Source organism: Bacillus sp. FSL P2-0069 (assembly GCF_038593315.1).
Classification (GTDB): Bacteria; Bacillota; Bacilli; order Bacillales; family Bacillaceae; genus Bacillus; species Bacillus safensis.
Genome location: NZ_CP151984.1, coordinates 3,310,652 through 3,323,598 on the forward strand (window position 1 = coordinate 3,310,652; position 12,947 = coordinate 3,323,598).

The 12,947-nt window shown below is 43.3% G+C and carries 14 protein-coding genes; 3 read left to right on the top strand and 11 right to left on the bottom strand.

The window, feature by feature from the left end:
• Nucleotides 1-32: 32 nt before the first annotated feature.
• Nucleotides 33-1,004, top strand: coding sequence for a S66 peptidase family protein (locus tag NSQ34_RS16975; RefSeq protein ID WP_061110201.1), 972 nt, complete (start codon nt 33-35; stop codon nt 1,002-1,004).
• A gap of 254 nt (nt 1,005-1,258) precedes the next feature.
• Here the strand turns inward: NSQ34_RS16975 and argS are convergent, their stop codons facing one another.
• The 5 genes from argS to speE form a co-directional block, all read right to left on the bottom strand.
• A complete protein-coding gene (argS, locus tag NSQ34_RS16980; protein WP_034281247.1) occupies nt 1,259-2,932 on the bottom strand; it encodes an arginine--tRNA ligase in 1,674 nt (557 codons plus the stop codon).
• Nucleotides 2,929-3,351 (bottom strand): DUF1934 family protein, encoded by a 423-nt coding sequence (locus tag NSQ34_RS16985; RefSeq protein WP_003215400.1) that lies wholly within the window; start codon nt 3,349-3,351, stop codon nt 2,929-2,931. The genes argS and NSQ34_RS16985 overlap by 4 nt, the downstream gene beginning before the upstream one ends.
• A 124-nt stretch (nt 3,352-3,475) precedes the next feature.
• Complete coding sequence (locus NSQ34_RS16990; protein WP_025093864.1) at nt 3,476-3,820, bottom strand: hypothetical protein; 345 nt, start codon at nt 3,818-3,820, stop codon at nt 3,476-3,478.
• 79 nt (nt 3,821-3,899) lie between these two features.
• On the bottom strand, nt 3,900-4,772 hold the full coding sequence (gene speB / locus NSQ34_RS16995) for an agmatinase (RefSeq protein WP_025093863.1): 873 nt from the start codon (nt 4,770-4,772) through the stop codon (nt 3,900-3,902).
• Between the two features lie 69 nt (nt 4,773-4,841).
• On the bottom strand, nt 4,842-5,672 hold the full coding sequence (speE, locus tag NSQ34_RS17000; protein ID WP_025093862.1) for a spermidine synthase: 831 nt from the start codon (nt 5,670-5,672) through the stop codon (nt 4,842-4,844).
• Between the two features lie 224 nt (nt 5,673-5,896).
• Between speE and NSQ34_RS17005 the strand changes: the two genes are divergently transcribed.
• Entirely contained in the window at nt 5,897-7,966 is a 2,070-nt protein-coding gene (locus tag NSQ34_RS17005; protein ID WP_176967142.1) for a transglycosylase domain-containing protein, read from the top strand.
• Nucleotides 7,967-8,090: 124 nt separating this feature from the next.
• Here the strand turns inward: NSQ34_RS17005 and NSQ34_RS17010 are convergent, their stop codons facing one another.
• Together NSQ34_RS17010 and NSQ34_RS17015 are read right to left on the bottom strand one after the other, a co-directional pair.
• Complete coding sequence (locus tag NSQ34_RS17010) at nt 8,091-8,609, bottom strand: YwhD family protein (RefSeq protein ID WP_024423769.1); 519 nt, start codon at nt 8,607-8,609, stop codon at nt 8,091-8,093.
• A 12-nt stretch (nt 8,610-8,621) separates the two neighbouring features.
• Nucleotides 8,622-9,278 carry a site-2 protease family protein gene (locus NSQ34_RS17015; protein WP_242025979.1) on the bottom strand — a complete coding sequence of 219 codons (657 nt, stop codon included), beginning with the start codon at nt 9,276-9,278 and terminating at the stop codon, nt 8,622-8,624.
• A gap of 113 nt (nt 9,279-9,391) precedes the next feature.
• Between NSQ34_RS17015 and NSQ34_RS17020 the strand changes: the two genes are divergently transcribed.
• Nucleotides 9,392-9,577, top strand: coding sequence for a 2-hydroxymuconate tautomerase (locus NSQ34_RS17020; RefSeq protein WP_003214939.1), 186 nt, complete (start codon nt 9,392-9,394; stop codon nt 9,575-9,577).
• 50 nt (nt 9,578-9,627) lie between these two features.
• Here NSQ34_RS17020 and NSQ34_RS17025 read toward each other — a convergent pair whose 3' ends face one another.
• From NSQ34_RS17025 to NSQ34_RS17040, 4 genes are all read right to left on the bottom strand, one after another.
• Entirely contained in the window at nt 9,628-10,440 is an 813-nt protein-coding gene (locus tag NSQ34_RS17025) for a zinc-dependent metalloprotease (protein WP_025093861.1), read from the bottom strand.
• Nucleotides 10,441-10,664: 224 nt separating this feature from the next.
• Complete coding sequence (locus NSQ34_RS17030; RefSeq protein WP_034281252.1) at nt 10,665-11,165, bottom strand: YwgA family protein; 501 nt, start codon at nt 11,163-11,165, stop codon at nt 10,665-10,667.
• 30 nt (nt 11,166-11,195) lie between these two features.
• Nucleotides 11,196-12,497, bottom strand: coding sequence for an HD domain-containing protein (locus tag NSQ34_RS17035; protein WP_007497716.1), 1,302 nt, complete (start codon nt 12,495-12,497; stop codon nt 11,196-11,198).
• Between the two features lie 170 nt (nt 12,498-12,667).
• Nucleotides 12,668-12,889, bottom strand: a complete 222-nt coding sequence (locus tag NSQ34_RS17040) for a DUF1450 domain-containing protein (RefSeq protein WP_003215259.1) — start codon at nt 12,887-12,889, stop codon at nt 12,668-12,670.
• Nucleotides 12,890-12,947: the final 58 nt, after the last annotated feature.

Here is a 12,947-nt window from a genome sequence, read left to right on the forward strand (position 1 = left end):
GAGAAATACGTGATGGAAAGGAAGATTTGTTTATGCATACACCCCCACCTTTAAAAAAAGGCAGCCATATTCGGGTCATTGCCCCAAGCCGAAGTGCCAGCATTTTATCAAAAGAAGGAATTTCTCAAGCGAAAAAACGTCTGGAGTCTTTAGGGTTCACTGTCTCTTTTGGACAGCACGTCTTTGAATGTGACCTTCATTCCTCATCGTCTATTGAACACCGCTTGTCTGATCTGCATGAGGCGTTCACAGATGATGAGGTCGATGGTATTTTGACAGCCATCGGAGGCTTTAACTGCAATGAGCTTTTGCCTTATATTGATTACGATTTGATCCGACAGCATCCTAAAGTCCTTTGCGGCTATAGTGATATCACTGCACTTGCAAACGCCATTACAGCGAAATGTGATATTGTGACATATTCTGGCCCCCATTTCTCAAGCTTTCAAATGGAGCAGGGACAGGAGGAGCAGACCGCTATGTTTCAAGCTTGCTTGATGAACGGCAACGAACCGTTTGATGTGATTCCTTCGACAAAATGGAGTGATGACGCGTGGTATCTCGATCAAGCGAACAGGCAGTTTCATCCGACGAAATGGAACATATATCAGGAAGGAACAGCTGAAGGCACCTTGTTTGGCGGAAACCTTTGTACACTGAACTTACTGCAAGGGACATCGTTTATGCCGAATGTAAAGGATGCGATCTTATTTGTGGAAGATGATGAGCTGGTGTTCCCTGAAATGTTCGCCAGAGACCTTACCTCCCTCCTGCAGCATGCACAATCAATCAAAGGGTTGATCATCGGACGCTTTCAGAAAAAATCCAAGATGACAGAGGAACATTTAAGATTCATTTTAGATAAACATCCAATGCTCAAACACATCCCTGTGATTTATGATGTCGATATCGGACATACACAGCCAGTCTTCACCTTACCGATTGGTGGAAACGTTCAACTAGCGTGTACAAATGGAGACGTGAAGCTACGCATTCATTCATAACGAAAGGCCAAAAAGCACCCGAATAGGCGGTGCTTTTTTCTATGCCATCATCTTTTTTGAAATTTTTTTAGAAAAAGTGTGATCCAACCCTCCATCCCCTTCGTTAAGTAGATGTAAAAGAAAAGAGAGGAGGCAAAAATATGTTTTCTGATGTACTAAGCCAATTATTCGATTCTATTTCTAACATAATTAATACGCTTGGATAATGTAAAAAGCCCCACTCATTCAATAGAGTGGGGCTTTCTTTCATTTCATTACATCTTTTCCGGAGCCGATACACCAATTAGTTTTAATGCATTCGCAAGCGTGATTTGTGTTGCTTTCATGAGTGAAAGACGTGCTGTTGTTTTTGTTTCGTTTTCTGCGTCAATGACCTTCTCGGCATTGTAGAAGCTGTGAAGGGCTGATGCAAGGTCATAAATATAGTTGGTCACGCGGTGCGGAATACGCTTTTCAGCTGCTTCTGCTACAACTTCTGGGAAGCTGCCAATGATTTTCAGAAGATCGTATTCTTTTTCCGATTGAATGTGAGAGAAATCGGCTTTTTCAAGGTTCGGTTCATAGCCTTTTTCTTCACCTTGACGCAGCATGCTGCAAATTCTCGCATGCGCATATTGTGCATAGTACACAGGGTTTTCGTTAGACGTAGAAATCGCTAAGTCTAGGTCAAAGTCCATATGTGTCGCCGCACTTCTCATCGCAAAGAAATAACGAGTCGCATCTAAGCCGACTTCTTCAATCAAGTCACGCATTGTGACGGCTTTTCCTGTACGCTTACTCATCTTCATCTTTTCACCGTTTTTGTAAAGATGCACAAGCTGAATGATTTCGACTTCAAGCTTGTCAGCTGGATATCCAAGTGCTTGAATCGCCGCTTTCATTCGAGGGATATAGCCGTGATGGTCCGCTCCCCAAATGTTAATGAGCTGGTCAAAGCCTCTGTCCAATTTGTCTTTATGATATGCGATGTCTGGAAGCAGGTAAGTGAAGCTGCCGTCCTTTTTAATCAGCACACGGTCCTTGTCATCGCCAAAATCAGTTGATCGCAGCCACGTTGCGCCATCTTCTTCAAAAACATAGCCTTTAGCGCGAAGTGTCTCCAGCGCTGGTTCGATTTTTCCATTTTCATATAAAGAGGTTTCTGAATACCATACATCAAATGGCACACGGAAATTCTCAAGGTCTACACGTAATTTCTCTAATTCGTATTTCAAGCCGTATTCACGGAAGAACTTCATACGCTCTTCTTCCGGTTCATGAACAAAACGGTCCCCAAATTCATCCGCAAGCTTTTGTCCGATGCCTTTGATGTCCTCTCCTCTGTAGCCGTCTTCAGGCATTTCTTTTTCAAGACCGAGTGCCTCAAAATAACGTACTTCTACAGATAAAGCGAGGTTATTGATTTGATTCCCTGCATCGTTGATATAGTATTCACGGCTCACATCGAACCCTGCTTTATCAAGGATGTTGCAAAGGGAATCTCCTACAGCTGCTCCGCGGGCATGTCCAAGGTGAAGGTCACCTGTTGGGTTGGCTGAGACGAATTCGACTTGCACCTTTTGACCGCCGCCTGTATTCGTTTCGCCATAAGCTTCTTTTGCCTCAAGAACAGCTGGAATGAGCTTTGTTAAATACTGATTGTTCATATAAAAGTTAATGAACCCTGGACCTGCGATATCCAGTTTTTCAATGGAAGCTTTCCCTTTATCAAATGCATTGACGATGTCCTCTGCGATTTGACGAGGTGCTTTTTTCGCAATGCGGGCAAGCTGCATCGCCATGTTGGTCGAGTAATCACCGTGAGTTTTGTCTTTCGGCACTTCTAAAAGGACATCTGGCACCTGGCTTTCATCGGCAAGTCCTGCTTTGACGACTGCCGCTATGATTTCTTCTTTTAACGCATCTTTGACCTGTTCTGCGATATTCATGAACGTAAATCCTCCTTATACGAAATCGATAATGTATGTAAATGCTTTTGATCTTCTCCTGTCAGCATATCGTACGTAATGTGCAGCAGCCCCTTGTCCACATCGAGATCAATACCATGTGTGTGCACATCTAACTGAAGTGTACCGAATGGCATCGTGTAATGTGTGACGGTTGTTTCTCCAATGAGAAAGCGCTGCTTCATTTGAATAGCCCCTGATCTCATCACAAAAATTTCTTTTTCACTCATTTTCACAACGGTTTTTACTTGACCCATTTCATGTTCTTCATGGTAAGTGAGATACGTTTTGTCATTCTTCTCTTGGTACGTTCCAGTCGTGCGGAATTCGATCGTTTCAGCCGGCTCCGTCTCTGGTTTCATCACTGACTTTACATGAATTGAAATTTGGTTTTGTGTCATTTTGCACTTCCTTTGCTAAGACCCGTTTAACTAAAATAGTATACCATATTCACGATCGCCTATCATACCATCATTTCTCATCTTCACGGCGATTAAACTTCGTTTTTCATCTTCAGCCATCCCTCTAGAAAAAAAGAAAAATACAACTGACCACTACGACAAGTCCAGCCTTTACGCCTAAGTCTTTTCTTTTCATTAAGTAAAAAAGAGCCTGTATGCCTGAACTTGCCAAAAATGCCTGAAAAAAATCAAATGGTGCGATTTGATCCTTTTTAAATAACTGCATGAATAACGCAATGGCCGTCAGATAGAAAAAGCCTCGATCGTGAAACAGCCCCAGCATCTCTTCCTTTGCTTCCTTCTTTGAAGCAAAAACAGGCGGATCAGCTGCGAGCTCTCGTTTCAATGTGAGAAACCCTGCCCCTAACACACATAAAGCGAGGAACACCATCAATATTGACGAAAACATGAGCTCCCTCCTTTATTTTTTGACCAATGTAAAAAAAAGAGCTTGTCCCCATGAGATGACAAGCTCCTCTATCAACTGATTATTTCACAAATCCAAGCAGCATTTCGCGTAAAAGCTTACTCGCTGTATTCGCTGTTTGGTCAGAGTGATCATATACAGGTGCTACCTCGACTAGGTCTGCCCCAACGACTTTGACGTCAGATCCTGCAATCGCATGAATGGATGCAAGCAGCTCTTTTGATGTAATACCGCCAGCATCTACCGTTCCTGTACCAGGTGCATGAGCTGGATCAAGTACATCAATGTCGATCGTCACATACACTGGACGCCCTTTTAGCTTTGGCAATACTTGCTTCAATGGCTCCAGCACTTCAAATTTAGAAATGTGCATACCCGCTTCTTTTGCCCATTCAAATTCTTCTTTCATTCCAGAACGGATGCCGAAAGAGAATACATTTTCAGCTCCAATCAGTCCTGCAACTTTACGAATCGGTGTTGAATGTGAAAGCGGCTCCCCCTCATATTCCTCACGAAGATCCGTATGTGCGTCCATATGGATGATGGCCAAATCAGGGTATTTCTTATACATCGCACGGAAAACCGGCCAAGACACGAGATGCTCGCCGCCCATTCCTAATGGAAACTTTCCTTTTTCTAAAATGCTGTCGACATACTCTTCAATTAAATCTAAGCTCTTTTGTGCATTCCCAAAAGGAAGTGGGATGTCACCCGCATCAAAGAATGGCACCTCATGCAGTTCACGATCTAAATAAGGGCTGTATTCCTCTAAACCGATCGATACTTCACGAATGCGGTTCGGACCGAAACGTGAACCTGGGCGGTAGCTGACTGTCCAGTCCATCGGCATGCCGTATAAAATGACCTTTGCATCTTCCCATGTCGGATGACTTCCAATAAACACTTTTCCTGAATAAGCCTCGTCGAATCTCATGCAAGATTCCTCCTTTTACGCTTCAAAAAATGCGCAAACCGTCATTTGCGCATGTCCATTTCGCTTGATTTATTTGATTAAGTCGCTCACAAATTTCGGCAGAACGAATGCCGCTTTGTGCAATTCCTTTGTGTAATATTTCGTCTCAATATCAAAGAAACGGCTGTCTTCTACAGCAAGTGGATCATATTTTTTAGAACCGATGGTGAATGTCCAAAGACCGCTTGGATACGTTGGAATATTCGCTGTGTAAAGCTTCGTAATTGGGAAAATTTCTTTTACATCACGCTGTACATTTGTAATCAGCTCAGGTGTGAACCAAGGGTTGTCCGTTTGTGCAACGAAAATACCGTCTTCTTTGAGTGCTTTTGCGATTCCTGCGTAAAATCCTTTAGAGAATAGGTTCACAGCTGGTCCAACTGGCTCAGTAGAGTCAACCATGATGACATCATACTCGTTGTCAGCTTCAGCAATGTGCATAAAACCGTCTCCTACTTTCACATCTACACGAGGATCGTCTAGTTTCCCAGCGATAGAAGGAAGGAATTTCTTCGAGTATTCGATGACCTTTCCGTCAATATCAACAAGTGTCGCTTTTTTCACACTTGGGTGTTTAAGGATCTCACGAATGACACCGCCGTCTCCTCCGCCTACGACAAGAACATTTTCCGGGTTTGGATGAGTGAAAAGAGGAACATGTGCCACCATTTCGTGGTATACAAACTCATCTTTCTCAGACGTCATCACCATGCCGTCTAAAAACAGCATATTGCCAAACTCTTCTGTTTCCACCATTTCTAAATGCTGAAAGTCTGTTTGTTCTGTGTGAAGGGTTTTGTTCACCTTCAATGTAATACCAAAATTCTTCGTTTGCTTCTCTGTATACCAAAGTTCGCTCATTGTTCATCTTCCTCTCATCCAATAATAAACAAACATCTATTGTTAGCGCCTTTTATCGGCTTTGACTATATCGATTGTCCAAGAAAAAAGTATAGTGGATTCATATCAAATTGTAAAGAACCGCATGAGTTCTCTTCATTTTTTAAAGCGCTCCAGCAATCGCTTGTTTAAAACGGTTTTCTTTGTTCCATACTGATAAAAAACCGTCAAAATGGGGGCTTTGCATGGACACAATCATGAGTAATAAAAAAATCCGCATGACCGTGAAAACGATTCGAGCCTGTTTTTTTATCGGCTTGCTCGCTTTTCTATTTGCAGGTACCGTCTTTTTGACGATTCTATTAATAGCTAAATGGCAAGGTGCCCCTTCTGTTCAAGTTCCCCAATCCACGACCATTTATGCAGCCGATGGCTCAAAGCTTGGAGAATCCAGCTTTGGAGAAAAGAGATATTGGGTGCCATTAAAGGAGATGTCTCCTCATATCAGACAGGCAGTTGTCGCTGTTGAAGATAAAACCTTTTATGAGCATCATGGCTTTGATGTGAAACGGATGGCAGGTGCTGCGGTGGCCGATATTCGTGCCATGGCTAAGGTGCAAGGTGCCAGCACGATCACCCAGCAATATGCACGAAACCTTTATTTAGATCATGATAAAACGTGGAAACGGAAGTGGAATGAAGCCTTTTACACGATTCGTTTAGAGCAAAACTATACAAAAGATGAGATTTTAGAAGGATACTTGAACACCATTTATTATGGTCACGGAGCGTACGGTGTGGAAGCAGCGTCCCGTCTGTATTTCGGGAAAAAAGCAAAGAACTTAACCCTCGCTGAATCTGCCCTGCTTGCCGGTATCCCAAAGGGGCCTTCTCTCTATTCCCCTTATGTGAATGAGGAGAAAGCCGGCGCAAGAAAGAATATGATTTTGAGACAAATGCACGAGGATGGCATGATTACGAAAAAAGCAGCCGATGACGCTGCGAAAGAAAAGCTGTCCTATCGCCCTTTGCAAAAGAAGCAGCTGCAAGCAAAGCAAGCCCCGTATTTTTATGACGATGTGATTCGAGAGTTGAAACAAAGTTTGGGGTTAACTGAGGAACAGATTGAAACCTATGGGCTTCATGTCCAAACGACCCTCAATCCAGAATTACAGAAAATCGCAGAAAAGACACTAAAAAACGAGATGAATTCCAAATCGGAAATCCAAATCGGCTTTGCCGCCATCCATCCTCAAACAGGGCATGTACTTGCCCTCATAGGCGGGAGAGATTATGAGAAAAGTCCATTCAATCGGGTGACACAAGCAAAAAGGCAGCCCGGTTCAACCATGAAACCCCTTCTTTATTACATTGCCTTGCAAAACGGGTTTACACCCGCAACCGTCATGCGCAGTGAGGAAACGGTGTTTGAACTGGATGATCAAGGCAGCGATGCCGCTTATTCACCAAGCAATTATCACGGCTATTACGCCAATGACGGCATTACAATGCTTCAAGCTTTAGCGCTGTCTGATAATATTTACGCTGTGAAAACCCATCTATTTTTAGGAATGGAACAGCTTGTACGTGCTGGCAAGACATTTGGAATCAAGGAGAAACTAGATCAAGTACCATCTCTTGCCCTGGGCACGTCTCCTGTGAAACCCATTGAAATGACCAATGCTTACGCCATGCTGGTCAATGGCGGAAAACGCGTCAAACCAACCTTTATTACGAAAGTAACCGACGCAAAAGGCAATGTGCTTTTTGAAGAGAAACAAAAACGAGAACAAATCCTAGATGAAAAAGCAGCATTTGTCACCACCGACATGATGTCAGGCATGTTCAATGATCAATTAAACGGCTATACAAGTGTCACTGGCCGCACCATTATAAAGGACCTTACACGAACATACGGAGGAAAGTCTGGGACTACAGGCGCCGACAGCTGGATGATCGGCTTCTCTCCCCAGCTCGTCACAGGTGTATGGACAGGCTATGATAAAGGCCGCACCATTGACTCAGTCGAAGAAACGGCCTATGCGAAAAAAATATGGGCTTCCTTTATGGAATCAGCTCTCTCAAAGCAGCCAGCCTCCTCCTTCATGCCGCCTGACGGTGTCAAAGGGGTATATATCAATCCAAAAACCGGCGACCTCGCAGGTCCAGGATGTGAATCAAAGGTATTCACCTATTTTATAGAAGGTACGGAGCCGACAGGTGTCTGCTATGGTGCTGAGGACAAGGCCTCTGAGCAGGAACCAGTTCAAGATCAAAAGCCAAAGAAATGGTGGGAAAAGTGGCTGAAACGTTAAAAAAGACATGAAAAACCCCGAGACCTGCATCTCGGGATTCTCCATGTCCTAGCTTTAACACCAGTTTACTCAAAAAACGGATCGAATTGGTAGACATCCGCCAATCTTCACAAAAATTTCACAATTATTCAGGGACAGCCAATCCTTCTTTTAATTCATCTGTCGATGCGTCCCATAGCGCTTGATTATGACCCTTTAGGAAATCAGCCAGCACCTTTTTGGATACGTCATCCATATGACTAACGACGATTTTCCGCTTCATCGATTTATCCATTAAATTCACATGCTCTGGAAGTGACTTATACCCGCGGCGGATCGAACGGTCAACGGTCATTTCACAAGCCGTCACACCTGCATAATAAGGTCCTTCTTCTCTGCGGTCAATCGTCACCCATACGAGCCAATACGGCTTTCCGTTCGGCACTTCTTCTTTTGTTTTCAAAAATTTAATTCCTTTTTCGACGGCACTTCTTGCATGCATAGCACCAATATCAATGACAGCTTCCTTTTCTTCTACATCAATGATGACTGGCGAGATATTATCAAGGCTGAGGGCGCCTGCCCCAAAGCCTCCATGTCCGTCGGTTGCATCTGTTTTTTTAATGATGTTAAAACCAATTGGTTTCTTCTTTTTACCTTCCATTCTTTAAACCTCCTAAAGCAGCGGCTTCAAAATAAGATTAAACCAGTGTATGATTTGATCCCGCATTCCGATCAATGGACCAAACACAAACTGTCCCAGCGGTGTGATCACGAATATGAGAAAAATAATGATCCCATATTGTTCAAATTGCGTCATTTTCGCCCGGATACGGGGGCTGACGACGTCCTCAATAATACGATACCCATCCAGCGGTGGAAGCGGTAATAAGTTAAATAGGAACAAGATGACGTTTAAGTTAATAAAGATTAAAAAGAAATTATCGACTCCCGGCTCAAAGCGCATGATCCACTCCCCGCCAAATTTCTGAAGAAGCACATACACAAAAAAGCCCAAAAACGCCAGCACCAAGTTACTTAATGGCCCAGCAATGGAGACACAAATCCCTGCTAAGCGCGGTTTTTTAAAATGGTAACGATTCACCGGTACAGGTCTCGCCCAGCCAAACCCGGCCACAAAGATCAAAATCGTCCCGAATACATCGAGATGCTTCAGTGGATTGAGCGTCAGTCTCCCTTGATTCTTAGCCGTCGGGTCTCCGAATCGGTACGCAACATATGCATGCCCCAGCTCGTGCATCGTAAATGCAACAACAAGCGTAATGGCAACATATGGAATAAGTTCTAATGGATAAACAAGAAATTGGTTCAAAGGCAAGAATCCCTCTTTCTTTCTATACAATGATTTACTTCATTCAGTATACTATAAGAAGTCCCTTAAACTAAAGGGAAGCGTAGCATTAAAGGAAAAAGGAGGTTTTCGCCATGCCGATTGTCACCGTTCAAATGCTTGAAGGAAGAACAGATGAGCAGAAAAGAGCTCTTGTGGAGAAAGTCACTGATGCCGTTGTTGAAACAACAGGCGCAGGGGCAGAAAAAGTCTCTGTCATTATTGAAGAAATGAAAAAGGAACACTATGCCGTAGCAGGAAAGCGAATGAGCGATCTGTAAGCATATAAAAAGGACAAACACTCAATGTGTTTGTCCTTTTGTCTGCATTCTTATCTGTACCACGCTTTATTACGGTTCACTTGATTTTTATGAGCCGCATCGAAGAAATCGACTGTGTAAGAATAATCATAGTTCATTAAGCAGACAATGCCGCTTCCTTGAGGGTCATGCGGTAAGCCAAAGTTATGGCCGTATTCATGCGTAGCCGCTTTTGCAGTGTTCGCTGTTCCTTGATCAAGGTTAACGGCGAATGCACTTCCGCTTGGTGCACTATTGTAGACATAAGCAATTCCGCCAGCATCAAAGTTTGGATTTGCTGTAAATCCAGTGACAAAGTCATATCCTCTGCCATCAAAGCTTCGCGCAAGGTTAGACAGAATTTGCTCTGCATTTGATCCCGAAGACGTCCAAGATCCTACTGCTTGTACGACAAAGTCCACATCATGATCACGGTTAAACGTGACATCTGCTTGCTCGATGATGCTGACAATCCGTGTTTGCCAGTCACTATATTTCGCACGATACTGCGCATCAGCGACCGCATAGACAGTGACCTTCTGACTGCCTGTACTTGCTTTTGTTGAAATTGAATCTCCTGTATTGGCCTTAAAGGTTCTCGAGCCTACCTGCTTACCAGACTCATCTAATACCTTTGTTGTCACATCTCGTTCAATTGGAGGTGCTGTCTTCAAATCTTTAAAATCTTTTGCTTTTGGCAGCCCCTCACTAATATGGGTTTCGAACGGCGCATGACCATGATCATGCCCATGACCTGCACTCGCTACTGGTGCTGAAGCTGAACTTACCCCCGGTAACAAACTACCTACCAATAAAAATGACAAAAAGACTGAACGCTTTTTCATTCCTATCCCTCCTTTGTTTTTCACAAGGTTATATATTCACTGAAAATTCACCATTTTCCTTCTATTCAGTCAAAAACAGGGAATTAGATGCACACGAAAAAAGTCGAATTACGTCATTTTCACTAATTTTTCGGATATTTCGACACACATTTCATCGAAAAATAGCGCTTTTCGTCTGGGTCTTACCAAACAAAAAAAGCCCTAAAAGTCGGGCTTTTGTTCAACTAGTTCAATTCCTTCAACTGATCAATATAAGCAAGGGCCGCCTCAAATTCTTCGTCCGTATAGCGCTGCTTGCTTTTAATGGTAAAGACCTTTTCCTTTACCTCATCTTCTGGCAGGTCATCAAAATATAAAATCGTTGAGACAAGCTCTAGGAAACGGGATGATTGCTCGTTCATCTGCTGCGTCAGCGCTTTGAGGTCAGGCATGTCCACTTCACACTGATCGAGAAACTCTTTCCCATTGTCCGTCAGCGAATAGCGATATTGATAGTATCCGCCCTTTTTTTCCTTCATTTCGTCCAAGAATCCAAGGTTGCACAGCTCTTCAATTCTGAGCGTCAACTCCTCTGAATAGGGGCCATAAAAATGAAAATCGTATTTCTCGTAAAAAGGCAAATCTAGCTTTTTTGCTATGTAAATCATCTTTTGCAGCTTCTTCCGTCCAACGATTTCCCCTGATTCAGAGAATACCTTCATCAACTTTGCATGCTCTTTCAACAAATTCCCGACATCTCCTTTTTCAGTACTTCCTTATCCCAAACCAAGCAGCTTCATGATCGCCTTTTTTTCTTCAGCTTTTTCCGACATATCTACAATTAAGTCCATCGGGAAATAAAGTTTATGATCGGTTCTTCGTTTACCGGAAATGGCGTCAACAATATCTGACTGTCTCGACAGTTCTTTAATATGACCGCTTTGCGTCAAAAGGTGGATTGGCAGCCTCTCTTCTTCCTCCCCTGGTCTGTAGAAGTCATAGGGCAAGTCAGAGGAAGAATCGACCACTAAATAATAGTCAGGATCAATTCCTGCCTCCTTGAACAAGGCGGTCAGCTTGAAATATTTCGTCATTTCTTCATTTGGATTAAACTCTGTATATTGGAACAATCGGCGGTTCATAAAACGGCGGCACAAATCAGCCAGCACGTGATCTTCTTCATCTTCCCACGCCTGAAAATAAAATAAGACAATGGATTCATCCAGCTTAATATAGTCCTCTGTGGTGACATTCCCCTCAAAGATTGAATAAAAGTGAACGGGGGCATGTGTAAAAATATAACCCGTTTCATGCAGCTCTTTTGCCCGATGAAGGATTTTCGTTAAAATGACTTCCGCACTGCGTGTCACTGGGTGGAAATAGACTTGCCAGTACATTTGATAGCGGCTCATAATATAATCTTCAACCGCATGCATCCCGCTCTGCTTCATCACAATCTGATCTTCTCTCGGGCGCATCACACGTAAAATACGTTCCATATCAAAGTGGCCGTAGCTGACGCCTGTATAGTAAGCATCACGCTGCAAATAGTCCATTCGGTCGGCATCAATTTGACTTGAGATCAAACTGACCACCTGTTTGTTTTGATACGTTTTGGCAATGACTTCAGCCACATGCTTCGGGAAATCATCACTCACCCGGCGGAGCACTTCATTGACTTCCGTCTGCCCTAAAATAATATCTCTTGTAAACGATTCATGGTCTAAGTGGAAGACCTTTTCAAAGGAATGAGAAAATGGACCATGTCCGAGGTCATGAAGCAAGGCAGCACTAAGTACAAGCTCGCGCTCTCCTTCATCCCATTCAGGCCGCCCTTTAAACACATCATCCACAATTCGTCTCACAATCTCGTATACACCGAGTGAATGATTGAATCGGCTGTGTTCTGCACCATGAAACGTCAAATAAGTAGTTCCTAGTTGTTTAATTCGTCTCAGGCGCTGAAACTCTCTTGTTCCTATTAAATCCCATATTAATGCATCCCTTACGTGAACATAACGGTGCACAGGATCTTTAAATACCTTTTCCTCAGATAATTTCCCTTTTGGATACGCCATCGTTTCGTCCCTCTTTTTTTAAGACGTGTTTCTATTATATCGGGTAACTTTTCCCGAAAACATCCTTGAATTTGCTGGTGAATGTGTTCTCAGAAGTTGCTTGGACGTAAAAAGCCCGACCTGACAGGGACGGACCTCTTTTTAGGTCGACTGAACACATTCAGTGACATTTATTTGACTTTTTTTTGAACCTTTTCGAGTAATTCATCTTCTGTTGGTGCGGATAATGGGCGATTGTTCACAAACGCAAAAGCCTTTTTTCGTCCTGGACCACAATAGGATTGACAGCCGATCTCAATTTTTGCATCAGGGTCAACCGATTTGAGTCGAGGCAATAACGTCTTTAGGTTCGTCGCATCACAATCGTCACATACGCGAAACTCATTAGCCATGGTCTTACGCTTCCTTTCAATGATGATACTTCATTCTATATGAAACAGTTGGACAGCC